The organism is Planctomicrobium stercoris, from assembly GCF_051465655.1.
Taxonomy (GTDB): domain Bacteria; phylum Planctomycetota; class Planctomycetia; order Planctomycetales; family Planctomycetaceae; genus Planctomicrobium.
In genome coordinates, this window is sequence record NZ_CP195791.1 from 736,462 (window position 1) to 760,321 (window position 23,860).

Here is a 23,860-nt window from a genome sequence, read left to right on the forward strand (position 1 = left end):
GAACACCGTTCTGACGAGCAATCCCGAGATGACGTTGTGCACATTCCCGCAGTGATGGCGGAACCGCATGGGAAATGTGTCCAGCATTGAACTCACAGCAAGAGGTCATGAGATGCGCTTACAAAATCACTTTCTTCGTGGCGGATGGGCGCTGGCGGTCCTCGCAGCTTTGATGATGCCACTTCCAGAAGCCTTCGCAGATAGACCCTCCATGGGACGGGTGGGAAGCGGAGGGGCTCGCCCCAGCGGGGGCGGCGGTGGAGGGCGAGGTCCGTCCATGGGAGGCGGGCGTCCGAGTGGCGGCCCATCCGTGGGAGGTGGCCGACCCAGCGGAGGTGGACGACCGAGCGGCGGTCCCGCGATGGGTGGAGGTCGTCCCAGCGGCGGTGGTCCATCCATGGGGGGAGGCCGACCAAGTGGAGGTAACTCCCGTCCATCCATCGGCAATGTGGGTGGCGGCAATAGCGGAGGGGGACGCCCCAACATCAATCCAGCGAACATGGGGGGTGGACGCCCCTCACTGGGTGGAACCCCAACCCGTCCGCAGGGAGGTCCTTCTGGAGGACGTCCCAATGTGAATATCGGCAGCGGAGGTCGACCCGGGAACACTGCTGGTCTTCCGACAGGGAACACTCGCCCCACGACCCGGCCCGGCAATACGGGTGGGACTCCTCCGAATCTCGGTGGAAACCGACCTGGGTCCGGCAGCATCGGGGGTAACCGACCGACGCCCGGACAGGGTGGACGACCGAGCCTGGGCGACGTCAATCGACCGAACATCCCGGGAGGGGACGGCAATCGACCCGGCTCTGGCGTCACTCGCCCAGGGGACGGAAACCGACCTGATCTCGGAGCCAATCGTCCGGGAACGGGGAACCGACCCGGGGATGGAAATCGTCCCGGCATCGGAGGAAACCGTCCTGGAGACGGCAATCCCGGCGCCGGAAACAACCGTCCGGGAGATGGACGTCCCGGAGTTGGACGACCAGGTGACGGTCGCCCCGGAGACGGGCGCCCCGGCGATGGACGCCCGGGCGGAAATCGCCCGAATCCCGGAGACATTGGTGGGAATCGTCCCGGAGGCAACCGCCCCGGCGATAACGACAATCGACCCGGACGCCCGGGGGATGGTCGTCCCGGAAACTGGGATCGGCCCGGAAATGGTCGCCCCGTCATCGGCGGACATCGTCCCGGCTCCGGAAACGTTGTCATCGGTGGTCGACATCCTGATCGCAACACCAACATCAATATCGGGAACAACAACCGGTACTACTCTGGTTATCGCGGCGGTTGGAATAACAACAACTGGAACCGCGCCGGCTGGGGCTGGAATGGGGGAGGATACCATAACCACTACTGGAGAGGTCGATACGTCAATCCTCATTACGGCTGGTATAACGGAAGCTGGGGCGGATACGGCCGCAACAACTGGTATCGTCCCTTCTTCTGGGGAACGCTCACCGGCTGGGGCCTGAATTCGTTCGCCACGGGATGGGGTTACGGCTATGGCGGTTACGGTGCCTACTACAATCCGTATTACGTCGGTCTGGCTGTCCCGTATGCAACGACCTACAACTACTCACAGCCGGTCGTGGTCTACAACTACGTCACTCCGGAAGATGTGGATTACACCTACATCGACTCCACGACACCACCCCCAGCGACGGATCCGGGGATTCAGGCGTTCGATGAAGGACTGGCTGCCTTCAAGGCAGGTCAGTACGAACAGTCGATTGCGTTGTTCGACAACGCTTTGAAGCTCCAACCGAAAGATCCGGTCATCCACGAGGTGCGTGCGCTGGCGCTGTTTGCCATCGGCGCGTATCAGCCTGCAGCTGCTGCCCTGAACTCGCTCCTGTCCTCCTCACCGGGAATGGACTGGACGACCGTCAGCAGCCTGTACGGCAACGTGAATGATTACACCACGCAGCTTCGGAACCTCGAAGCATACTGCACGGCCAATCCGAAAGATGCAGCTGCTTACTTTGTGCTCGCCTACCAGTATCTGGTGACCGGCGCGAAGAAGGAAGCTGCAGGGGCACTCCGGGTGGTGATTCAGAACGAACCGAAAGATGTGGTCGCCAAGCAACTGCTCGATTCACTCGAACCGCCTGAACCACCAGCCTCCGCTGTCACGTCTCCCGAACCGACACCCACCCCGTTGCCGGCGCCGGCGGGTGATGCTCCGGAGACGGATCTGGTCGGAACGTGGCGGGCCAAGGCAGGGGACGCGACGATCGAGCTGTCGATCACTGAAGATTCGACATTCACCTGGAAAGCCACACAACCCGGGCAGCCCGAGGTCACGGTGACTGGGCAGGTGAGTGCAGATGCCGACCAGATTTCGATGTCGAGCAAGTCTCAGGGTGAAATGGATGGGAGCGTCACCTCGCTGGGTCCGGATGCCTGGAACTTCCAGCTCAATGGAGCACCTCCAAGTGATCCGGGCTTGAAGTTCGAGCGTGTGGCGCAGTAATCGATTCGACGGAGTGAACGAAGGGGTCCGAGCGCATGACCTGTGCTCGGACCCTCTGTTTTTGCAGCCTCTCAAAGAAGAGTAACAACAGTCCTGTCGACGAAGTTTGTTCAGGAAGGTGCTTTGCGAAACCTGCAGATTCTTGCGATGCCATGTGGATTCTGGTAGCGTTTAGCCGTTTCAACGACTATTGCCGTTGCGGAATCCGGCCTGGAGTAGCCGGTCAGAATCCCACCGAAGTCCGGTCCAATGTACCGGCGACGAGTGTTCCAGCGTCACTCCCGACTTCCCCGACGCCAGACACAGCACTCGCTGATGTGCCTCTCAACTTACTGGAGCAATTGATGTCCCAAGTCCGACGCCGAGGATTTACGCTGATTGAACTGCTGGTGGTGATTGCGATCATCGCTGTGCTGATCGCCCTGCTGCTCCCGGCAGTCCAGCAGGCCCGCGAAGCTGCCCGCCGTTCCCAGTGCAAGAACAACCTCAAGCAGATGGGCCTGGCATTGCACAACTACGAGGGAACGCACACCGTATTTCCTCCCTCTGCGACAACAGCGGTGAGTGCCGCCGCTGGCGTATGGGCATATTCCGCCGATTCGACATCATCCAGCCTGCATCTTCACAGCTTTGCGAGTTTGATTCTTCCTTATCTCGATCAAACCGCGATCTCCAACAACATCAATTACAACATGCCCTCTCTGCACTCCAGCAATTACGAGATGGCGTCAAAAATCATCCCGACTTATCTGTGCCCTAGTTTTTCGGGCAGTAGCCATGCGTCTACCGATCCGAATGCAGGAGGTAAGTACCCAGCTGGCCAGCGATGGGCGATCCGGAACTACGCTGCCATGGGATCCACAGACGTCACAACGATGAGCACTGCCCCGAATGGAGTCATCTATCCGGGAAAGAGCACCAAGATCCGAGATGTGACAGACGGTACATCAAACACAATCATGATTGTTGAGACCAGAGATCAGGACGCCGCTGTCTGGATCGACGGTTCAGCTGCCAGCCTTGTGGCGACCACATTAGTCGATCCTCCCTCCGTCTGCTCAATCAACAAGACCCCCTATCAGCCCTACAGCTCGGTCACACCGTACGGCAGCGTTACAATCGACGCGTTGTACGGCCCCTCCAGCCAGCACACCGGAGGAGCCCACCACCTTCTGTGCGATGGATCCGTTCGATTTATCAGCCAGAACGTATCCGGCGAGCTCTACCAGGCAATTACTACTCGCGCTGGAAATGAAGTTGTTGGTGAATACTAATTGCTGAGAAAGCCAGGCATCTGTAACGTTGCCCTCTTCTGCAGGAGGATGAACAGTTTGCAGATCGGGCTTTTTTAGAACACGACCGCATCACTCTCAAACGGAGTGACGCGGTCTTTTTTTGGCCTCGGCGGAAACGTCTCCAATCTCCACAAGTCATCACTCCCCGTGCAGCGTCAGCACCAGCCGGCGGTTTCCTCCGTGGTTACGGTGTTCGCACAGGTAGATTCCCTGCCACGTCCCGAGCACAAGCCGTCCGTTCGACACGGGAACGCTGACTGAACTCCCGAGCATCGACGCCTTCACGTGCGCCGGCATGTCGTCAGGTCCTTCGCACGTATGGATGTACGGAAAATCTTCCGGAGCGATGGCATTGAACGAGGATTCCAGATCGCGCGGCACATCCGGATCGGCATTCTCATTGATCGTCAGCGAGGCCGAAGTGTGCATGATGAAGACATGCAGCAACCCCGTCTTGATCCCAGCCAGCTCCGGAAGCTCCTGCAGCACATTCCGGGTGATCAAATGAAAACCGCGTCGCTGCGCGGGGAGTGAAATCTGCTTCTGAATCCAAGGCATCTCTGGTTCCCGGGCCACTCGATTCGGACGGTGTGAAAAGTTGGAGACTCTCCACTGTATCGTCCGTAAGGCGGAGGTGAACCCCTCGCTGCCGGATTCAACTGGAATGTTCCTCAACGTGATGTGGACGAAGTCAGAGTCGAGGGTCTGGTGAAAGGGACCGCTTTCGGTGACTTGTGACGTTGCGGAATCTCGAAAAGGGAGACTCGCGCAGAGGCGCAGTGACGCGGAGAATAAGGAGACTGCTGAGGGATCTCTCGACTCTTCTCTTCCTCTGCGGCTCAGCGTCTCTGCGCGAGTCTCTTAAACCCAATCCCAGAGGCGACTTCATTGAACTTTCGTGGCCGTCCGCGGAGGGGGGTGAACCTTTTCTCGACTTTGGACTCCCTGCTCTCGGCTTGAGTGCCAGCACAGCAGGCGAACAATGAAATCAGCTCACCCGACCCGCAGCACGTATCCACGGCCTCGGACTGTTTGAATCAGGTGCTTTTCGAAGTCGCGATCGATCTTCCCGCGCAGGCGGTTGATGTGCACTTCAATCACATTTGTGACCCCTTCCCAGTCCGATTCCCAGAGATGCTCGCAAAGCATCTTCCGGGTCACGACCTGATCGGCATTCCGCATCAGGAATTCGAGCAGGCTGGATTCGGTGGGAGTCAGATCGACTTCCCGTCCTTCGCGAGAGAAGCGACGGGTCGACAGGTCCAGCGAGATGGAACCGACCCGCAGATGCTGCGAAGCGGGTTTCTGAGATCGCCGCGTAATCGCCTTGAGGCGGGCCAGCAGCTCCGGCAGAGCGAATGGCTTGAGCAGGTAATCATCAGCTCCGGCTTCCAGACCGGCGACTCGTTCCTGCACAGATCCCAGGGCAGTGAGAATCAGAACGGGAACCTGCACCCCTTGTCGACGCAGGTTCTGCAAAACTTCGATCCCGGAAAGGTCCGGCAACATGAGATCGAGAATGATGGCGTGAAACTTCTGGGTGGAAGCCAGTTCCAGCCCACGCATCCCGTTGCGGACCCATGTACAGGCACATCCGGCATCTTCCAGGCCTCGGGCGACAGCCTTCCCCAGAATCCCGTCGTCCTCGACCATCAACAGTTCCAGAACAGCGGGCTCGCTGGGGACATATGATTCCACGTCAGGGAGCACGGCAGCGAAGTCTTTCATTCGATCCTCTCAACTGAATTCCTCGCAGCACGGCGTCCTGATCGGCACGGTCATCCTGATACGAAGGAACCTTACCGAATTGTAACAGGGGACCCCTCCGATTTCAGAGGAATCCGCTGCCGGAAGTGTCATTTTGTGGCCATCTAGTCAGCTACAACTTAGACACTTCGCTGAGAACGCATGCATTGAATATGGACTGAATCCTGCAAAACATCAGCCCGAAAAGGGCAACTCCAGCCGGGTTCGCGCAAACCCGGCTGGAGTCTGAATATTCGATGCAGAATTCGTGCCACACGTCAGTTGATGACGTTCCGGGCAGCCTGTCCGAGAAGAACCCGTTTGCAGTTCTTTGATCCTTTGACCCGCATGTCGTTCAGGCCTTCCTCGGAGTAAAACGCCGAATGAGGGTTGATGATGATGCGATCAAAGGCCGGGTGATCCGGATTTCTCCACGCGGAAATCAACGGGTCATCCGCAGCGGGAGGTTCGGTCTCCAGCACGTCGAGCCCCGCTCCCCGCAGATGATTCCCTTCAATCGCCCGCAGCACAGCATGTGCGTCGACGACCCCGCCCCGCGCCGTGTTCACGACATAGGAACCGGGACGCATTTTGGCGATCGCCTCGTCGCTGATGATGTGCTGCGTTTCCGGAGTTCGCGGGCAATGGGCGCTCAGAACGTGTGACTGCTTGAGCAAATCGTCCAGAGATTCGACCTGTTCAATTCCGATCGCCTTGTCGCGACCATCGGGAACATAGGGATCGAAGAAAATGACCCGCATTCCCAGAGCTTTGGCACGTAATGCCGCTGCTGTCCCAATTCGCCCCAGCCCCAGAACTCCAAAGGTGAGCCCCCGCAGGCGATGAATCGGGACAACCTGCTCGTAACTCCAGGCTCCCGCGCCCCGCTGAAGCCGGCTGTTCGTGTAATGAATCCCTCTCATCAGGGTGAGCATCATGCCGATCGCGGAATCTGCGACCTCTTCCGCTCCGTAGTCGGGAACGTTGGCCACAGGAATTCCGAGTTCCCGGGCCAATCGGTGGTCGACGTTGTCGTAACCGACCCCGCAGCGGACGATCAGTTTGCACTTCTTCAAATTGCGGATCGTCTGAGCGGAAAGCGAGATGAAGTGATACAGCATGATCGCATCTGCATCTTCGACCTTTCCCTGCACATCGGCCTCACCGTAGGCATCCAGTGCGATCACGCTGGCGAGATCCCCAAGGATCTCCTGCTCAACATTCATGGGTGGCTTGATGAAATCCGTGACGACGACTTTGAAGTCTGGCATTTCGAGGCTCTGCGGTTCGGGGAGATGGACGAAACGACGATAGTACACTTATCTGACAATTACAAACAGCTGCTGCCGGAGTGCCTGAAACGTTCCGATCCAGCCTGCGGGAGTCAAGCAGTGCAAAACCCTTCCGCTACCTGACCGCACCCCCATTTGCATTGATGACCTGACCGGTGATGTACGCAGCCTCGTCGCTGACCAGGAATCTCGCGAGGTTGGCGATATCCTCGGGTCGCCCCCAGCGCTGCAGCGGCGTTTCTCGCATCACCCGGCTCTGCCATGCATCGCTGGCCTGTTCACCCCAGGCGGTGAGGATCCATCCGGGAGCAATGCAGTTGACCCGGACCTCTGGAGCCGCTGTCAGGGCCAGCGAGCGCGTGAACCCCATAATCGCGTTCTTGGAGGTCGAGAACAGTTCAGCGCTGTCCCCTTCCATCCCTCGATCCGCCTGATCCCAACCGATATTCAGCACGACGCCGCGACCTGCCTGCTTCATCTTCCGGACAGCCGCCCGCCCCAGTTCGATCGTCCCCTGCACATCGACCTTCCACAGGCGATTCAGCTTTTCCGTGAAAGAAAGCTGCGCATCCGAACCCGTCAAAAGATCCGCTCCAGCGTTGTTGACCCAGAAATCGATTCCGCCCCAGATTTCCCAGGCAGAGTCCACAAACTGATCAAAGTTCCCCGAGAGGAAATCGTGCCGGCAGCTTTTCGCCTGGCCGCCCAGCTCCCGAATCTGCTGCACAACCGCTTCAGCTTCGGCTTCCGAGCGTCCGTAATGTACGAGGACATCACAGCCCGCGCGAGCCAGTTCCAGTGCAATGGCCCTGCCGATTCCGCTGCTGGCTCCGGTAACAAGTGCTTTCCGGCTGGTGAGTTGGGCGAATGGACTTGGGACAGAACCAGTCAACGGTGCTCCTTAGGGGCGGAGTGGAACGAGAGCAGTGAACAGATTTTTCGCTTGATTTGATTTCGAGAAATTTCAGCGTTTGAACAGTCCAGATTCCGGAAGTCGCTGAATTTCCTGCTCTGGACTCTCGTCTCGAGACTCTCGACTTCCCCGATTTCGAATCGGCAAAAGCCCAGCAGCCCCAGAGGCGTCACCTCGCGAGTTGCGTTTGCTCGCACTATACTGGAGAACTTCAAATTGCGGAATTGTGAGCCTCGCCAAGGGCTCCTCCCGGATTCAGAAATTTGCCGACCTGCTGCGGCTGATCATTGAGAGATGGATGGAAGTACGATGAAAGTGCTGGTTGTCGGAGCCGGTGGACGTGAACACGTTCTGGCCTGGAAATTGAAGCAGTCCCCGAAGGTGACCCACGTCTATTGCGCCCCGGGGAATGCCGGGACTGCAAAAGATGTCATCAACGTCGACATCAGTGCTGAGGATGGAGCCCGGCTGGCCGAGTTCGCCAAGAAGGAACAGATCGACCTGACTGTAATCGGTCCGGAAGTGCCGCTGGTGGCCGGTGTGGTCGATATCTTCAAGAAGAACAAGCTGCGGGTCTTCGGTCCGACCAAAGCGGCAGCAGCTCTCGAAGGAAGCAAAGCCTTTTGCAAAGACATTATGCGGCAGGCAAACATTGCCACAGCGGACTACCGGGTCTTCAAGCATGCCGAGGCAGCGGAGCATTTCATTCAGGAGCGTGAAGAAACTCCGCTGGTGGTGAAGGCGGACGGCCTGGCTGCCGGCAAGGGAGTGGTCGTCTGTGCCAACAAGGCAGAGGCAATCGCTGCTGTCGGTTCGATCATGAAGCAGCATGAATTTGGCGAGGCGGGCAATACCGTCGTCATTGAAGAGAAGCTGGTCGGGCAGGAAGTGAGCATTCTGGCCCTGGTCGACGGTCGAACGATCATCACGCTGGAAGCAGCGCAAGATCACAAGGCAGCCTACGACGGTGACGAGGGGCCGAATACCGGGGGCATGGGGGCTTACAGTCCTGCACCGTTCGCGACTCCCGAGCTGATGGACACCGTCATTGAGAAGATCCTCATTCCGACCGTGCACACCATGCGGAAAAATGGTACGGAGTTTCGGGGTGTCCTGTATGCGGGACTGATGCTCACCGCACAGGGTCCCAAGGTTCTGGAATTCAACGTTCGTCTGGGAGATCCTGAAGCCCAGGCGATCCTGATGCGGCTCAAGACCGATCTGTTTGACGTGCTGGTCGCTGCTGCTGACGGCAAACTCAAAGATCTTCCCGAACTGGAATGGGATGAACGGACTGCCGTCTGCGTGGTGATGGCCTCGGAAGGTTATCCCGGAGCACTCTCCACGGGGCATCCGATCCGTGGACTGGACGATGCGGACGCACTCCCCGACACGAAAGTGTTCCACGCAGGAACTGCGGTTCAAAAGGGAGAAGTCGTGAATACCGGAGGACGCGTACTGGGCGTGACAGCTCTGGGCAAAGATGCGTCCGAAGCCAAACGCAAAGCGTATGAAGCGGTTCGCTGTATTCGTTGGCAGGGGGCGTGGTGTCGTAAAGACATTTCCGACAAGGCCCGTTCTGCAAACTAACAAGTGCTTCTCAGGAACGTGTGGCGTTCCGGTGGCGACGATCACAGCTGTCGAGTGAGAAATCCCTCCGAAACGCCGCCACACTTATCGCCTGCGGAACGTAATAGATTATTGGCAAAACCGCTGCTAGGCGTATTCCGAATTTCGCTCGTATTCCGCTTCGAGCCCGCGAACGGACGCATCGACTTTCCCTTGATGAAACGCCGTTCGTCCCATGACCCAGGTCCGGACCGGCCATCCGGTGAGGGTCACGCCGTCCCACGGACTCCAGCGGGATTTGGTCAGCTGGTCTGCATCACGGATCGTCTCTGATTTCTTCAGGTCAACAAGGACCAGGTCGGCGTCGAAGCCTTCCCTCAACGCTCCTTTGCCCTTCAGGTTCCAGACCCGGGCAGGGGCTTCGCACATCCAGGAGACCACCTGCTCCAGCGTGCACAGGCCCTGATTCGCAGCATCCAGCATGAGTGCCAACGAGTTCTCAACCGCGGGCAACCCCGAGGGTGACTTCGGATAGGCCTGCTTTTTCTCGTCAAGCGTATGTGGAGCGTGATCCGTGGCAATGACTTCAATGATCCCTTGACGCAGCCCTTCCCAGATGGCGTCATTGTCCGCCCTGGTCTTGATCGAAGGGTTCATCTGGATCCGTGACCCAAGCTGTTCATAGTCATCGACATTAAAGAACAGGTGATGCGGACAGGCTTCAGCGGTCACCCACGAGGGGCGCTGCCTGAGAAAGTCCACTTCTTCGGCAGTCGACACGTGCAGCACATGAAAGCGATGCTTGTAGCGGGTTGCCAGATCCACAGCCCGCTGGGTGGCGATCAGCGCGGCAGCGTGGTCTCGAATGCGAGAGTGGTCTGCCAGCTGGACGTTTTCGCCCAGCCGATCCCGGTTCGCCCGCACCGTCGTTTCATCCTCACAGTGAGCACAGATTGGCAGCGTCGTTTCCGCGAAGATGCGTTCCAGGGCAGCCTGTTCATCAACCAGCAGGTTTCCTGTACTCGACCCGATGAAGATCTTGATTCCCGGAGTCCGCGTCGCCTGCTGCAGCACGTCGAGATTGTCAACTGTCGCCCCGATGTAGAATCCGAAGTTGACGACGCTGCGGGCGGCGGCCCTGTTCAGTTTGTCTTCGAGTGCCTCGAGTGTGATGGTCGCTGGATTGGTATTGGGCATTTCCAGAAACGTCGTCACTCCTCCCTTTGCACAGGCAAGGCTCCCGGTGTGGAGGTCCTCTTTGTGTTCCAGTCCCGGCTCGCGGAAGTGGACCTGATCATCGATCACCCCGGGGAGCAGGTGCAGGCCGGTGGCATCGACGACTTCATCGGCGTGCGCGGTCCGGGGAGGATCGACAGCCAGGATCCGCGTCCCTTCGATCAGCAGATTCGCCTTGCGGATCCCTTCTGGAAAGACACATTCGGCACCGGTAATCAACGTACGTTCGGACATGGGATCGCTCTGGTTTGGTGAAGGACAGCCCACAGGGTATCATGAACCGGCATTGAACTGCAGCTTACGAATACCTTGGCAGGTGGGAATGTCCGCTCAATACGAAACCGATTTCCGCATGGAGATTGTCGACCGTGAGATGGCGGCAGTTCTGGCTGCAAAAACGCCACGTGAGCGGTTGGAAATTGGCTGGGGAATGTGGCGTTCTGCCAGGAGAATGCTGATGAATCTGATCCGGGCAGAACATCCAGACTGGACCAGCGAGCAAGTGAACGCGGAAGTCGCACGGAGGCTCGCCAGTGGAGGTTGATGATCAGGGAAGGCTCTGTCAGAAGATTGAAATCATCTTGATGTCCTTGGCATCGACGCATATATTCATGTCAGCCCGGCGTCGCTTTGATGGGCGAAAAATATCGACGCACTCTTTTCATGTCGACAAATAAAACGCGAAGGCAGATTACCTTCGAAGCGGCCCGCCTGATGTACTCGCGTCAGGAATCGGAGTATTACCGAGCCAAAATGCGGGCGGCCCGGGCCATCTGTCGCGGCTGGGTGAAGCCCTCACTGCTTCCCACCAACGCGGAGATCCGTGATGAGATCCAGCGGTTCGCCTGGATGTATGAAGGGGAGGATCGGTTCAACAGACTGCGCGAGATGCGGCTGACAGCACTCGCAGCCATGCAGTTACTGAAGGAGTTCCGTCCAAAGCTGATCGGCAGCACACTGACCGGTCATATCCGTTCTGGAAGTGACATCGATCTGCATCTGTTTTCAAGCAGTCTCGAGGCGATTGTGACCACGCTGGATCAAGCGGGCTACCTCTTCGATGTCGAACACAAGCAGGTTCGAAAGCATGGTGAGCAGCGGACGTTTACCCACATTCATATTCAGGATCGATTTCCCATTGAATTGACGGTGTATGCTGCCGATCAGGCGCATTACGTCTTTCGCAGTTCCATCACTGGAAAGCCGATCGAACGGGCCTCGCTCGCCGAGCTGGAAGCGTTGTTACGGGAAGAAACTCCGGACGCAGATCTGCAGGCCGAGGTCGAGGGAACTGCGGCCCGGATCGATCGTTTTCAGATCTACCGAATGCTCCTGATTCCTCTGGCACAGGTCCAGCAGGGGAAGAAGCATCATCCGGAAGGGGATGCTCTGTATCACAGCTTACAGGTCTTCGAACTGGCTTTGGACGAACTTCCGTACGATGAGGAGTTCCTGCTGGCGGCGCTGCTGCACGATGTGGGAAAGGGGATTGACCGGGACAATCATGTCGCTGCTGCTCTTGAGGCACTGGACGGGTTCATCAGTGAACGGACCGCATGGCTGATCGAGCATCATATGGAGGCTCACCGGATTCAGGACGGGACCATCGGAGCCCGGGCGCGTCGACGACTGGAATTGCACCCTGACTTCGAAACCCTGCAGCTGCTGGGGGAATGCGATCGCGGAGGCCGCGTCCGAGGGGCTGCAGTCGGGGATGTGGACGACGCTCTGGATCAGATCCGCGAAATCTCGCGCATGTGCGGTTCGGAATAGGCTGATGGAATGGATGCCAGTACTTCAGTGCGGACTCTAATCCGTTCGGTCAGTGGGGGGGGAACCACGGAAAGCACGGAAAATTTTCAATGCAGTCCATGGCCCCACGCTGATCGCGTCTCGAAAAATGAGGAGAAAGGTCTGGAGCCTGTTTGTCGATTCACGTCAGTTCATATGGTGAGGTGAGCTTTTCCCATCGGATCCATTTCCGTGAATTCCGTGCCTTCCGTGGTTAAAAATTTTTTGACGACCGAACTCAGATATCGATAAGTTTGCTGTTCACGGAATCCTTCTGTGGTGCTGCTCGCAAACTTGAGAGAAAATCGCATTTCAGCCTCATTTTTTCTCACATGAACAACAGCTGACAGGTTGCAGCGGAAAACAGGTTCATGACGGGTTTGGAATCGGGTCGATACTTCTGTTGACGCGCTGAGAGTCCGGATTGATGGGCCGCTCCATGACCGGAAGGATGCACAATCTCCACAGAGAGATGTTCGACGATGGACACACTCGGAACGATTACTCCCCAGGTCGCCCGCCCCACGGAATCGGAGCACCGCACCGAAGCCCTGGAGCGGCTGCGCTATCTGGCTCACACCGGTGCCAGCGGACTCGTCTCCGGAGCGTCCGGCACAGGCAAAAGCTGGTGCCTCTCGGAACTGGCCGGGCAGCTGCGACGTGAGGGGATTTCCGTTGCACAGGTGAATCTGGCTGGCGTTTCCTCCACCGAATTTCCGTGGTTGATCAGCTCACGGCTCGGTTCCGGTCTGTCGTCCTGTACGGACTCTGTTGATTGCTGGCTGTGGCTGCGCGAATACGCGGAGTCGAGTCGCAGCTCCCATCGCAAGCTGGCATTCCTGATCGATCACGTCGAACGTTCTGAAGACGCTGTGATCGCACCACTCAGCCGCCTTCTGGATTCTTTCGGCAACAGCTGCTCCTGGATCTTCGCTGCCGGGCGACCTCTCACCGACGCGTGGCAGACATTCTTTCATGAGCAGATCTGGCTGCGAGTGGAGCTGCAGGACCTCGCCCAACGGGAGTCGATGCAGCTGCTGTCTCGCGAATTGCGAGAGCGCGGAAGCCATGCCCGCTTCACTCCCGAGGGAATTCAGGCTGCCCAGGAGGTTGCTCACGGACGAATTCGACGACTGCGACAGCTGGCGGAACTGGCGTCGCTGGCCAGTGAAGCCGAAGGAGTCGTTCAGATCGATGCAGACATGGTTCACGCGCTGGCTGCCGAGCTGGTCTGAACCTGACTTGATGGCGTGGATCGAGACCGCTGAGATTCTTTCTCCGCCGGCAGCTTCGCCTGAGTGAAGTCCTGGCGTGATTCACCCGGCGACGTTTCTGCTGACACGGTCATGCAGCGCCCACCAGGCGTGGGCGGGGCAGAAGAAGATCCCCAGGACGCTCGCGAACGTCGCTTTGAACAGAAGAAAATTCCAAAACGGCAGGTTTTCTAAACCGGATGCGGAGATGAGCCAGACCGCCAGCGGGGCGACGAGGACGCGGCCGGCGACTCCCCATGCAGTCGCCCTCGCGACGAGGCTGTTGAACAGAACATCGGCCCAGGCAGATTTCGCATGCTGTGCTTGCCATCCGGGAACACGGCCGCGGCGGAGTTCCAGTCGAGTGAGCCCCGTCACGATCAGGCACGAGATGAGCGGAAGCATCCAGCACGTCGCAATTGTATCGGATTCGAGACTGAGTTCGCCCCGGAGAGGAACGACGGGCATCCTGCGGAAGACGGACCAGGCAATTCCCCAGTTGATCCCGAAGTTCACCGGAATCGCGATTAACCCCTGATCGATCAGAATGTACCGCCAGTTTGCTGCTTCACCGGCGCGGGAAGGCTCGGACTCAGCGGGCGTGAAGGGGGAAGCTGTCATGTTTGCAGTCGACCTGCGATGAACATTCGTTCGCTGCCTGAAGGGACTGATCACCGAGAATTGATGGCTCGCGAGCCGGTGGATTGAAAATGTCCGAAGTATCATATTCCTCGCGGAAGAAACGTGATACGCTGCCTCCTCGGAAAAAGCGTGACGGGTGCCGACGCTCAACGGCGAGACCCGTGAAAATTCTGGAATTCGCTGTTCTCCGGTCATCCCGGGTCGTGACGTTCGACGATCGGGAGCCGATGAGATAAAACTCCGAGTTCTGCATCAATCGAAGAGCAAGTTACAACCCCATTTTAGTCCTGGAGTCTGAATCGATGCCTATCGCAACCCCCGCCCAATATGCCGCAATGCTGGACGCTGCCCAGAAGGGGGATTATGCATATCCCGCCATTAACGTCACTTCCATTGTGACGATCAACGGCGCGCTGAAAGCATTCTCGGATATGAAGTCCGACGGAATTATCCAGATCTCGACCGGCGGTGGAAAATTCGCGGCCGGCTTGAACGTCGGCGATTCTGTTCTGGGAACGATCGTGCTGGCTGAGGCTGCTCACCGGCTGGCAGAGAAGCACAACGTGCTCATCGGTCTGCACACTGACCACTGCCCGCCGAAGGAAGTAGAAACCTTCCTCAAGCCGCTGATCAAGGCCACTGCTGAACGCCGGGCTGCCGGCAAGGGAAATCTGTTCCAGTCGCACATGCTGGACGCTTCGAATCTTCCCCTCGAAGAGAACATGAAGCTCTCCAAGGAACTGCTGAAGCTGTGCGCCGAGCATGAGATCATTCTCGAAATCGAAGCAGGTGTGGTCGGCGGTGAAGAAGATGGTGCTGCCGGGGCCGAAATGGAACACGTTCCGGATTCCAAGCTGTACACCACTCCGGAAGACATGCTCGCCGTTTACGAAGCACTGAACGGCCTGGGGCGATACATGTTCGCAGCGACGTTCGGCAACGTGCATGGTCACTACAAGCCGGGTGCTGTGAAGCTCCGTCCGGACATCCTCAAGCAGGGGCAGGATGCGGTCATCAAGAAGTTCGGCAAAGACGCCGAGTTCGATCTCGTCTTCCACGGTGGATCGGGCACTCCTCGCCATGAGCTGGAAGAGACTCTGGCCTACGGGGTGGTGAAGATGAACATCGACACCGATACCCAGTACGCCTTCACCCGTCCGATCGCCGAACACATGTTCAAGAACTACGACGGCGTCCTGAAGGTCGACGGCGAAGTTGGGAACAAGAAGGCCTACGACCCACGGGCTTATCTGAAGCTGGGCGAAGCTGGTGTGGCCAAGCGCATGAGCGAAGCGTGTGAAGACCTGCACTCTGCCGGCAAGACGATCTTCGGCAAAGTCTGAGAATGCGAGTAAAGCCCGTCGATGGCATCGACGGCAAGTTTCAAATGGAAAGACCGCCGGGTTCGCTCGGCGGTCTTTTTTTATCGGGGGCTTGGAGAGAGAAGAGTTTTGAAACGCAGAGAGCGCCGAGTTCGCTGAGGAAGACAGGGGAGTGAAATGGAACCGCTCTGGCAGGGATCAGCTTTTTGCAAATTGGAATTGTCGAAATCTTCAAGCTCTTCTCTTCTTTCCTTTCTCCGCGTCCTCTGCGAACTCTGCGTTTCAAATCCTATCCTGAATGAAGTCAGTGTCCCCAATGTCCTTCGCATCTCCCTCGTTGCTCCTCTGTTCGCATCAATTTCACTAACATTTCCGTATGACATACCGACAACTGCTCATCCGGAATCTGGTTTTCTACTGGCGTACGAACCTCGCAGTCATCCTCGGGGTGGTCGCAGCCACAGCGGTGATCGCCGGCGCGTTGATCGTCGGTGATTCTGTCCGGGACAGTCTCGTTCAGATGTCGAACGTTCGACTTGGAAAAATCGACGATGCTGTCCTGGGGGGCAGGTTCTTCCGTGAGGTGCTGGCGGGTGACCTGCAGCAGTCAGCTGAATCTGAAAGCGATTCGGCCGGTCGATCTTCTCTGGTGGTCGCTCCCAGCTTGATCCTTCCCGGGACCGTGGAATTTGCGAAGTCGAAAGATTCCGTCACGAGAGCGAGCCAGATCAACGTTTACGGAGCGGATCAACGCCTTTGGGAACTTCTCGACCATGGCGAGATAGCAGTCCCCGCCGCTGGTGAAGTTGTCGTGAATCAGCGTGTCGCCGAGCAACTCCAGATTGAAGTCGGTGATCCTCTCTCGCTGGTGATTGAAATCCCTTCCGCTGTGCCGCGTGATGCACTTCTGGGGGAGCGGAATCAGACGGTCACCGAACTCGCATTGAAAGTTTCCGGCATCGCTCCTGACAGCCTCGGTCTGGCACGTCTGGGCATGAATCCGACACAGCAACTTCCGGCAAACGTCTACGTCTTTCTGCCGGATCTACAGGAGGCAATCGGGCTGGGGGCAGTCGAACGGTCGCGTCGCAATCCAGTCCCCAAGCCGGCCCGGGTCAATACGTTACTCATTTCTTCCGGGATTTCTGTCGAACAACTGACAACAGACCTGCAACTTCAAATGACGCTCGCGGATCTGGGACTGAAGCTGGTCGAAAACACCGAGCACGGGTATCTCTCGCTGGAGAGTGAGCAGATGTATCTGGAGCCGACTCTCTCCAGCCTGGCCTTGAGGACGGCGTCCGAAGTCGGTGCTTCGACGTCCCCGGTTCTGGTCTATCTCGCCAATGAGATCTGGAATCCCAGCAGCCCGGATCGCTACTCGATGTACTCCGTTATCGCAGGAGTTGATCCCGTAGAGGACTCTCCGTTTGGACCGTTCAAATTTGTCGGCGAGCACCAGCCGTTGACTGACAACGCAGTCTATCTGAACGACTGGATCGCTGAAGATCTGGGAGTCAAAGTTGGCGATATGGTTCAGGTGAAGTATCACGTCGTGGGGGATCGCGGAGAACTGCCCGAATCGGAACAGACTTTCACTGTGGCAGGAATCGTCGCTCTGAAAGGGGCTGCCGACGATCAAGGTTATACGCCCGATGTTCCCGGCGTGACGGATGCAGAGTCTTACGCGGATTGGCGTGAACCGTTTCCGCTCAAACGCGAGCGAATCACAGATCGCGACGACGATTACTGGTCAAAGTACCGGACCACTCCCAAGCTCTATCTGTGCCTGAAAAAAGCACAGGAACTCTGGCAGAGTCGTTACGGAACACTGACGACCGTCCGGATGGCTCCGCGTGCCGGGCAGACTTTGTCACAGCTGCAGCAGGAATTCGAAAAGGAGTTTCTCTCCCGACTCGATCTGCGGAAGCTTGGGATGAATGTGCAACCCGTGCGGGAAATCGGTCTGAAGGCGGCTCAGGGGACGACCGACTTCACCGGCCTGTTCATCGGCTTCAGCTTCTTTCTGATTCTCTCGGCAGCCATGCTTGTGGGTCTGCTGTTTCGACTTGGAGTCGAACAACGGTTGCGAGAGATGGGACTGCTTTCCGCAATCGGATTGACTCCGTTGAGGATCGGCCGTCTACTGTTCATGGAAGGGGGATGGCTTGTTGTCATCGGCGGGTTGATCGGGCTGGCAGCAGCAGTTGGCTATGCGGCGCTGATGATTCACGGATTGAAAACGTGGTGGTACGGGGCGGTCGGGACGAAGTTTTTATACCTCTCGATTCACCCCGGCAGCTTGTTGCTCGGGCTCCTGATCTCGGTGATTGTGGCGACGATCGCCATCTGGTGGGGACAACGTCAGGCACTCAAGCGTTCGCCGCGCCAACTGCTCAGCGGAGCCATCGATGACGGCATCGGCCCCACGGCTTCCTGGTTGGCTCGATGGCTCGCCTTGCTAGGGCTCGGGGGATCCGGTCTTCTGCTTGTGCTGACACTTGCCGGCGTGATTCCTGATGTCGAAGCGTTTGGCGGCTTCTCCTGGCGCGTCGTGATGTTCTTTCTCATCGGCATCGGACTTCTGACAGGGTGTCTGGCTGCCTTTGCGCTCACGCTCAGTTCCCGTCGAATTCTGCCCATTGTTGGTACGGGCAGCACCGCTCGACTGGGGTTCAAGAATGCAGCCCGCAACCGCAGTCGCAGCGTCTTGACTGCCAGTCTACTGGCCTGTGCAACGTTTGTGATTGTGGCGGTCGCTGCCGGGCAGATGAATCCGATTGGGGATGAGCCACGTGTCCTTTCAGGGAACGGCGGCTTTACGCTGGTGGCGCAGTCGAGCGTTCCGATCCTCGATGACTTGAATACAGGCAAAGGACGCGCGCGGCTGACACCGATACAGAACGAAATCCTGCCATCGCCCCTCGACGACGCCCGAGTCTTTCCTTTTCGGATGAAACCGGGTGAAAATGCCAGCTGCCTGAATCTCTACCAGACTCAGCTACCCACCATCCTCGGCGTTCCGGACGACGTGCTTCAGGAGTTCGTCTCCAAAGATCGGTTCCTGTTCGCGGACACCCGTGTCGCACATCCCTGGGAACTGCTCAAGCAGACTCTTCCGGATGGCCGCATTCCGGTGCTGGGTGACATGAACACCCTGATGTACAGCCTGCACAAGGGAATCGGTGCGACGATTTCTGTTCCCGATGATTCCAACCCGCAGGACACGCTGCAGGTGGTGGGGATGTTTGCCAACAGCGTCTTTCAGGGGGTGCTGGTCATGTCCGAAGAGAACTTTCTCAAGCTGTTTCCCGAACAGGCGGGGTTCCGCTATTTCCTGATCGAGACACCCTTGTCGAACGCGGATGAACTCTCAAGTCTGCTCGAATCGAAGCTGAGCGATGAAGGGTTTGATGTCGAACGGGTCTCGCAGCGTCTAGCCAACTTTCTAGCTGTTCAGAACACATACCTTTCCACGTTTCAGACGCTCGGAGGGCTGGGCCTGCTGCTGGGGACGATCGGGCTGGCGACGGTGATGCTCCGCAACGTTCTGGAACGTGCCGGTGAATTTGCCCTGCTGCGGGCGATCGGATTTCAGGCTCGACAGATGGCGGGAATGGTCGTGTGGGAGAACGCGTTCCTGCTCGGGGCCGGTCTCATCTGCGGGACTGTCTCCGCCTTGCTGGCGATGTCGCCACACCTGTCGACAACCGTCTCCAAGACACCCTGGGGGAGCCTGCTGGGTCTGATTCTGGGGGTCTTTTTGCTGGGAATGCTTGCATCGATTGCCGCAGTGCGTGCCATCATTGGACTTCCGATTCTGTCCACACTGCGCAGGGAATCGTAACTCCGGGAGGGTGAGGCGGAGCTCGAAGCTGCGGAAGTCGGCTGGTCAAAATCGCTACAGCGATGTAGAATCCAGCGACACCCCGGAGAGCAGGTCGTGAACGCCGAGAAGCACGTCGGACTCGTCATCGTTCAGAATTTCGCGTACTACCGGCACGCGCTGCGAGGGATTCGACGCTACATCGAAGCCTGCCCCGAATGGCAGGTCACCTCGCTGACTCCCGCAGTCGAAACGCTGCAGATGCGCAGCCGTTTCCGACCGGCAGGGATCATTGCCTCCGTCACTTCGCGGCAGATGGAACAGGAGCTGGCCAAATGGCGCCGGCCCGTCGTCAATATCTCCGCAGCACTGCCGCAGCATCGCTTTGCGTGGGTGAATATCGACAACAGCAAGGTTGGCGAACTGGCTGCTCGGCACTTCCTGGAACTGGGGCTTCGACAATTCGCCTACATCGGCTCTCCCGATCATCTCTTCTCCACGGAACGTCAGACCGCGTTTGAGCAGGCGGTCCGGACGGCGGGCTTTCACGTCGAGAACTATCGGGCGAAACGGACTGCACGGCCCAGGGGCAGCAATCGTGATGCGGTGCCGGATCCGGCGTTCGGACAGCAATGGGAACTGGATCCTCTGCTGGGACGCTGGCTGAAAAACCTCCCGAAGCCGGTGGGGGTGTTTGTCCCTCTCGATTCATGGGGAGTACAGGTGGCAGAAGCCTGCCGACGTGCTGATATTGAGATTCCGGAAGAGGTCGCGCTGCTGGGAGTGGGGGATGATGACCTGTACTGTGAACTGACCCGTCCTGCACTCTCGAGCATCATTCTGCCGGCGGAGCAGGTGGGGTATGAAGCAGCCAGACTCCTCGATCGAATGCTCGGGGGAGAACCGGTTCCACGCGAGCCGATTCGACTTCCTCCCATCGGCATCACCACCCGTGCTTCTTCAGAAGTGGTCGCGGTGGCGGATCAAAGTGTCGTCGATGCCGTCAGCTACATTCGGGACAACGCACACCTGCCCATCACCATCATGGACGTGCTGCGGCATGTTCCCGTCGGAAGAAGAACGCTGGAGCGTCGTTGTCGAGCTGCCCTGGGCTGGGGGCTGGGTGAAGAGATTCGCCGGGCGCGGATGCAGCGCATCTGCCGGTTGCTGGCGGGAACCGATCTCCCGATGCAGGCTGTCGCAGCTCAATCGGGACTTTCCGACTTCCGGTATCTGGCCATGATCTGCCGTAAACATCTGGGGATGTCACCGACAGCGTATCGTCGAAAAATGCGCCAGCCCAGTTAGACTGTGTTCCTTTCAGGTCTGCTTTGCTCGTCACAGGGCGATGGTCTGAATGTCGACCCTCGCAGGAGAGAGAGTAAATGATGCGGGATACTTCTGGTCGTTTCTTTCGAAATCACGACTCGCTGCCAGCATCGAATCATCTCGCTGCTGGACAATCCGTGTTCGCCACTCTGATCATCATTCTCATCTGCGTCTCGCACGCTCTGGTTGCAGACGATTCACCCAAAAAAATCGAGCAATGGATTGAAGGAGAACTTCCCTCGATCGCGAAGCTGTATGTCGATCTGCATCGCCACCCGGAACTTTCGCTGCAGGAGAAGGAGACGTCGGAGAAGCTGGCAGCGGAATTTCGAGCTGCCGGTTTTGAGGTGACGACTGGCGTCGGCGGTTACGGTGTCGTCGGGCTGCTGAAGAATGGAGAAGGGCCGTGCGTGATGCTCCGCTGCGACATGGATGCTTTGCCAGTCAAAGAGGAGACCGGACTGGAATATGCCTCACAGGTTCAGGTGCCGACAGCGGACGGTTCCACAACCGGGGTCATGCACGCCTGCGGGCACGACCTTCACATGGCTATGCTTGTGGGGGCAGCCCGCTATCTGGCGTCCCATCGAGACCAGTGGCACGGAACACTGCTCCTGATCGGACAGCCGGCCGAAGAAAAAGGACTGGGTGCCAAGGCGATGCTTGCAGACGGCCTGTTCACTCGATTCCCGAAACCGGACGTCGGCCTGGCGATTCATGTGGCCTCGGAGCTTGCGACAGGAACCGTCGGATACTGTCCGGGCCCCGCGATGGCCAATTCCGACAGCATCGACATCACCATGCACGGTCGAGGGGGGCACGGCTCGACTCCGGAATTGACGATCGATCCCATCGTCCAGGCTGCGGAGCTTGTTTTGGCCCTGCAGACGATTATCAGCCGTGAGATCGCTCCACAGTCACCGGCAGTCATCACGGTCGGGGCGATCCACGGAGGCACCAAACACAACATCATTGGAAACGAGTGCCAGTTGCAGCTGACAGTCCGGAGCTACTCCGACGAAGTCCGGGAGCAGTTGCTGGAGGCGATTCGACGGAAAGCAGATGCCGTCGCGGCAGGAGCCCGTGCGCCGGCACCGACGATCACGATCATCAATTCAACACCGTTTCTCCGCAACGACGAGAAATTGACGGCACGCATCGCTGACCTGTTCCGCAACTCCATCGGTCCAGGGAACGTGATCGAAATTCCCCCGCGACTGGGGGCGGAGGATTTCGGACGATATGGTCGCGAAGGAGTCCCGATTCTCATGTATCGAGTCGGCACGACTAGCCGGCGGCGACTGGACCAGTTCACCGCTGCGGGGCAGTCGCCTCCTTCGCTGCACTCTTCGAAATACTATCCCGATTTTGAAGAATCCCTGCAGACCGGGATCTTCACGCTGACGACAGCGGTGCTCGATCTCATGAAACCCTGAGACAGATTGTCAGGACGTTCATGCCGGGGCCGTCGACGTCGCGGGATGGCGTGCGAATCTCCTCAGAGTCGATTTCGCGGAGTCCGCCATGGTGACCAGAGCTGCTCCCATCATGATCGCGTCTTTGATGACGAGTCGTCCTGCCCCGCTGAGATAAGGGAATCCGTGTTGAGCATCCCCCAGTGCGGGGACCCAGCATTCCGGCGTGGTGATCAGGAACGAGAGCGTGACGAACGACATGATGAAGACCAGAAAACTTCCGAGTGTCGCGATCTGCGGAAACCACGGATTCAAACTGATCATCACTCCGTACAGCACGATCACCGTTCCCAGTCCGTATGCGAATTCATAGGTGCCGTTGGCTTCGTGCCATGCACGATTCTCCGGAACCAGCTTCCCTTCCGGATTCTTGTGAGCTTTGTATTCCTCTGGATGCGCGTAGAAAAAACTCATGAACGGACTGTTGGCCACGAACGGCACGATTCCGTCGGCCTCATAACGAAACGCCTTCAGACCGCCGATCCACAGCAGCACGATCATGAGCCCTGCGCGTGTCACAGTCACGCCGATTCTGTCCATCCGGGACGCCCATTCAAAGAGTTTCTGGCCGAACATGATTGCCTCCGCTTGAAACCGGTTTCCATCGTCCCGAAGTCTCTGGGGCGATGATTGCTGGTTTTCAGTATGGGCATCTCAGGCTGGAGTCTGAATGGACTCTGTGGACGAAAGCATGGACAGATTGCTCCCGCCACGGATTTCTGTTTCGAACTCCCGAAAGAACGTCGGAGAATATCCGGTTCCCTTTTTGAACAGGCGGCTGAAGTAGAGCTCGTCCGAAAAGCCCAGCTCGCGCGCCACCTCCTTGACCGGTTTCAGCGTGTGCAGCAGTTGCCATTTCGCGTGAGTCAGAATGCGGTTGCGGATCAGGTTCGTGGGTGTGGTTCCCAGAGACTCACGCACGACTCTCCCCAGCGTCTTCGCGCTGACATGCAACCGTTCTGCATATTCCGCCGGCGTATGAAGGGAGCGATAGTGCTGCTCAATCATCTCGCGGAATTCTGTGAGGAGTGGATGCCGGGCATCCCGGATTTTCGTGGAATTCCAATTGCTTCCAGACGTTTTCAACCGGGTGGCGAGAATCAACAGGATCTTCAGCTGTGCGAGCATCATCTCCTCAGACGCCAGTTCGTCGTTCGCCTGCTCTTTCTGAAGTTGTCGGATCAAACGCGTCACGTCCGCATAAGTTGCACGGTTCAATTCGACCAGCGGCGAACCGTGTGGATCATTGAACAGAATCCCGCTGCAGCCGACCTCCGCGTGAAAGGTTTCGACACACAGAAAATTGGCGTGGAACTGGATGAGCTCTGCCCGCACCGGCGTGGCGGGACTGAATCGAATGTGCTGATACGGGACGAAAAACAGCATAGTCCGGGCTCCAAACTGAAACTGGCAGGTGTCTGCCCAGCAGTTCCCCGACCCGGATTCAATCAGGTAGATGTTGAAGTAGTTTGTCCGGACCGGTTCCGCAGGGGCATCGCTGAACTCCAGGCCTCTGGTGCGAATCGGGACATCACCGCGGCGCGGATCGTAAAGTCCTCCAGAAGAGTGACGCTGTTGCATGAGCTGCGTTCCAGGGAATGCGGACAAAACCGGTCAACATGACAGGGCATCAACTCCCTTTGTGGAGTGTACATGACCTGGAAGCAACAGGAACCGACTCTGGCTTCTGATGTC

Annotated in this window: 19 protein-coding genes; 10 read left to right on the plus strand and 9 right to left on the minus strand. The window is 58.0% G+C overall.

What is annotated here, in order from left to right; all coding sequences use genetic code 11:
• The first annotated feature begins 112 nt into the window (after positions 1–112).
• Positions 113–2,476: a tetratricopeptide repeat protein gene (locus SH661x_RS02995; RefSeq protein ID WP_437227873.1), complete on the plus strand. Its 2,364-nt coding sequence runs from the start codon at positions 113–115 to the stop codon at positions 2,474–2,476.
• Between the two features lie 344 nt (positions 2,477–2,820).
• Complete coding sequence (locus SH661x_RS03000) at positions 2,821–3,750, plus strand: DUF1559 family PulG-like putative transporter (protein WP_437227875.1); 930 nt, start codon at positions 2,821–2,823, stop codon at positions 3,748–3,750.
• Positions 3,751–3,909: 159 nt separating this feature from the next.
• On the opposite strand, the gene SH661x_RS03005 is transcribed toward SH661x_RS03000, so the two are convergent.
• From SH661x_RS03005 to SH661x_RS03020, 4 genes are all read right to left on the minus strand, one after another.
• Positions 3,910–4,329 carry a secondary thiamine-phosphate synthase enzyme YjbQ gene (locus SH661x_RS03005; RefSeq protein ID WP_437227877.1) on the minus strand — a complete coding sequence of 140 codons (420 nt, stop codon included), beginning with the start codon at positions 4,327–4,329 and terminating at the stop codon, positions 3,910–3,912.
• Positions 4,330–4,764: 435 nt separating this feature from the next.
• Positions 4,765–5,499, minus strand: a complete 735-nt coding sequence (locus tag SH661x_RS03010; protein WP_437227879.1) for a response regulator transcription factor — start codon at positions 5,497–5,499, stop codon at positions 4,765–4,767.
• A 296-nt stretch (positions 5,500–5,795) separates the two neighbouring features.
• The gene (locus tag SH661x_RS03015) at positions 5,796–6,788 is read right to left on the minus strand and encodes a C-terminal binding protein (protein WP_437227881.1); all 993 of its coding nucleotides are present in this window, start codon (positions 6,786–6,788) and stop codon (positions 5,796–5,798) included.
• 136 nt (positions 6,789–6,924) lie between these two features.
• Positions 6,925–7,701, minus strand: a complete 777-nt coding sequence (locus SH661x_RS03020; RefSeq protein WP_437227883.1) for an SDR family NAD(P)-dependent oxidoreductase — start codon at positions 7,699–7,701, stop codon at positions 6,925–6,927.
• A gap of 330 nt (positions 7,702–8,031) precedes the next feature.
• Between SH661x_RS03020 and purD the strand changes: the two genes are divergently transcribed.
• Positions 8,032–9,312 (plus strand): phosphoribosylamine--glycine ligase, encoded by a 1,281-nt coding sequence (gene purD, locus SH661x_RS03025; protein ID WP_437227885.1) that lies wholly within the window; start codon positions 8,032–8,034, stop codon positions 9,310–9,312.
• 126 nt (positions 9,313–9,438) lie between these two features.
• On the opposite strand, the gene SH661x_RS03030 is transcribed toward purD, so the two are convergent.
• Positions 9,439–10,761: a dihydroorotase gene (locus SH661x_RS03030; protein ID WP_437227887.1), complete on the minus strand. Its 1,323-nt coding sequence runs from the start codon at positions 10,759–10,761 to the stop codon at positions 9,439–9,441.
• A gap of 88 nt (positions 10,762–10,849) precedes the next feature.
• On the opposite strand from SH661x_RS03030, the gene SH661x_RS03035 reads away from it, so the two are divergent.
• Both SH661x_RS03035 and SH661x_RS03040 read left to right on the plus strand, forming a co-directional pair.
• Entirely contained in the window at positions 10,850–11,071 is a 222-nt protein-coding gene (locus tag SH661x_RS03035) for a hypothetical protein (protein ID WP_437227889.1), read from the plus strand.
• A gap of 119 nt (positions 11,072–11,190) precedes the next feature.
• On the plus strand, positions 11,191–12,300 hold the full coding sequence (locus SH661x_RS03040; RefSeq protein WP_437227891.1) for an HD domain-containing protein: 1,110 nt from the start codon (positions 11,191–11,193) through the stop codon (positions 12,298–12,300).
• A 346-nt stretch (positions 12,301–12,646) separates the two neighbouring features.
• On the opposite strand, the gene SH661x_RS03045 is transcribed toward SH661x_RS03040, so the two are convergent.
• A complete protein-coding gene (locus SH661x_RS03045; RefSeq protein WP_437227893.1) occupies positions 12,647–12,808 on the minus strand; it encodes a hypothetical protein in 162 nt (53 codons plus the stop codon).
• On the opposite strand from SH661x_RS03045, the gene SH661x_RS03050 reads away from it, so the two are divergent.
• Positions 12,801–13,553: an ATP-binding protein gene (locus SH661x_RS03050; protein WP_437227895.1), complete on the plus strand. Its 753-nt coding sequence runs from the start codon at positions 12,801–12,803 to the stop codon at positions 13,551–13,553. The genes SH661x_RS03045 and SH661x_RS03050 overlap by 8 nt on opposite strands.
• Positions 13,554–13,634: 81 nt before the next feature.
• Here the strand turns inward: SH661x_RS03050 and SH661x_RS03055 are convergent, their stop codons facing one another.
• Complete coding sequence (locus SH661x_RS03055; RefSeq protein WP_437227897.1) at positions 13,635–14,192, minus strand: hypothetical protein; 558 nt, start codon at positions 14,190–14,192, stop codon at positions 13,635–13,637.
• A 323-nt stretch (positions 14,193–14,515) separates the two neighbouring features.
• Here SH661x_RS03055 and fbaA point away from each other — a divergent pair, with 323 nt between their 5' ends.
• From fbaA to SH661x_RS03075, 4 genes are all read left to right on the plus strand, one after another.
• Positions 14,516–15,556: a class II fructose-bisphosphate aldolase gene (gene fbaA / locus SH661x_RS03060; RefSeq protein WP_437227899.1), complete on the plus strand. Its 1,041-nt coding sequence runs from the start codon at positions 14,516–14,518 to the stop codon at positions 15,554–15,556.
• Positions 15,557–15,911: 355 nt separating this feature from the next.
• Complete coding sequence (locus tag SH661x_RS03065; protein WP_437227901.1) at positions 15,912–19,382, plus strand: ABC transporter permease; 3,471 nt, start codon at positions 15,912–15,914, stop codon at positions 19,380–19,382.
• 96 nt (positions 19,383–19,478) lie between these two features.
• Entirely contained in the window at positions 19,479–20,669 is a 1,191-nt protein-coding gene (locus SH661x_RS03070) for a substrate-binding domain-containing protein (RefSeq protein WP_437227903.1), read from the plus strand.
• 158 nt (positions 20,670–20,827) lie between these two features.
• Complete coding sequence (locus tag SH661x_RS03075; RefSeq protein ID WP_437227905.1) at positions 20,828–22,126, plus strand: amidohydrolase; 1,299 nt, start codon at positions 20,828–20,830, stop codon at positions 22,124–22,126.
• Between the two features lie 18 nt (positions 22,127–22,144).
• Here the strand turns inward: SH661x_RS03075 and rclC are convergent, their stop codons facing one another.
• Entirely contained in the window at positions 22,145–22,741 is a 597-nt protein-coding gene (rclC, locus tag SH661x_RS03080; RefSeq protein ID WP_437227907.1) for a reactive chlorine resistance membrane protein RclC, read from the minus strand.
• Between the two features lie 78 nt (positions 22,742–22,819).
• Positions 22,820–23,746 carry a helix-turn-helix domain-containing protein gene (locus tag SH661x_RS03085; protein WP_437227909.1) on the minus strand — a complete coding sequence of 309 codons (927 nt, stop codon included), beginning with the start codon at positions 23,744–23,746 and terminating at the stop codon, positions 22,820–22,822.
• Positions 23,747–23,860: the final 114 nt, after the last annotated feature.

What these genes read in the sequence shown, in the direction of transcription:
- SH661x_RS02995 (WP_437227873.1), top strand. Translation starts at nt 113, where the DNA reads ATGCGCTTACAAAATCACTTTCTTCGTGGCGGATGGGCGCTGGCGGTC.
- SH661x_RS03000 (WP_437227875.1), top strand. Translation starts at nt 2,821, where the DNA reads ATGTCCCAAGTCCGACGCCGAGGATTTACGCTGATTGAACTGCTGGTG.
- SH661x_RS03005 (WP_437227877.1), bottom strand. Translation starts at nt 4,329, where the DNA reads ATGCCTTGGATTCAGAAGCAGATTTCACTCCCCGCGCAGCGACGCGGT.
- SH661x_RS03010 (WP_437227879.1), bottom strand. Translation starts at nt 5,499, where the DNA reads ATGAAAGACTTCGCTGCCGTGCTCCCTGACGTGGAATCATATGTCCCC.
- SH661x_RS03015 (WP_437227881.1), bottom strand. Translation starts at nt 6,788, where the DNA reads ATGCCAGACTTCAAAGTCGTCGTCACGGATTTCATCAAGCCACCCATG.
- purD (WP_437227885.1), top strand. Translation starts at nt 8,032, where the DNA reads ATGAAAGTGCTGGTTGTCGGAGCCGGTGGACGTGAACACGTTCTGGCC.
- SH661x_RS03030 (WP_437227887.1), bottom strand. Translation starts at nt 10,761, where the DNA reads ATGTCCGAACGTACGTTGATTACCGGTGCCGAATGTGTCTTTCCAGAA.
- SH661x_RS03035 (WP_437227889.1), top strand. Translation starts at nt 10,850, where the DNA reads ATGTCCGCTCAATACGAAACCGATTTCCGCATGGAGATTGTCGACCGT.
- SH661x_RS03040 (WP_437227891.1), top strand. Translation starts at nt 11,191, where the DNA reads ATGTCGACAAATAAAACGCGAAGGCAGATTACCTTCGAAGCGGCCCGC.
- SH661x_RS03050 (WP_437227895.1), top strand. Translation starts at nt 12,801, where the DNA reads ATGGACACACTCGGAACGATTACTCCCCAGGTCGCCCGCCCCACGGAA.
- SH661x_RS03055 (WP_437227897.1), bottom strand. Translation starts at nt 14,192, where the DNA reads ATGACAGCTTCCCCCTTCACGCCCGCTGAGTCCGAGCCTTCCCGCGCC.
- fbaA (WP_437227899.1), top strand. Translation starts at nt 14,516, where the DNA reads ATGCCTATCGCAACCCCCGCCCAATATGCCGCAATGCTGGACGCTGCC.
- SH661x_RS03065 (WP_437227901.1), top strand. Translation starts at nt 15,912, where the DNA reads ATGACATACCGACAACTGCTCATCCGGAATCTGGTTTTCTACTGGCGT.
- rclC (WP_437227907.1), bottom strand. Translation starts at nt 22,741, where the DNA reads ATGTTCGGCCAGAAACTCTTTGAATGGGCGTCCCGGATGGACAGAATC.
- SH661x_RS03085 (WP_437227909.1), bottom strand. Translation starts at nt 23,746, where the DNA reads ATGCAACAGCGTCACTCTTCTGGAGGACTTTACGATCCGCGCCGCGGT.